The organism is Streptosporangium sp. DT93 (genome assembly GCF_049844535.1).
Taxonomy (GTDB): Bacteria; Actinomycetota; Actinomycetes; order Streptosporangiales; family Streptosporangiaceae; genus Streptosporangium.
On sequence record NZ_JBNCLF010000107.1, the window covers coordinates 1 to 261 of the forward strand.

At 62.5% G+C, this 261-nt stretch carries 1 pseudogene; it reads right to left on the reverse strand.

Annotated features, from left to right (window positions below):
* Nucleotides 1-261: pseudogene (locus tag ACLQ2R_RS39685) on the reverse strand (hypothetical protein); the annotation flags it as partial.

A 261-nucleotide genomic window follows, 5' to 3' on the forward strand; every position in this document is an offset into this window, starting at 1 on the left:
CCAGGTGAAGCCCTGGCCACCAACGTTGTCGCCGAGCTTGCCGACGTCCTTGATGAAGCCCTCGAGGACGTAGAAGGTCGCCTTGAAGTACTTCTTCGCGGTGCCGGGCTTGAGCCACAGCTGCACGTAGTGGTGCGTGATGGTGAAGTTGCCGGCCTTGTCGATGGCCTTGCTGCCCTTGCCGTTGTAGTCCTTGTACTCGGACAGGGTGACGTGCTCGACCTCGGGCTCGCCCAGCTTGTTACCGTTGCCGGGGCCGAC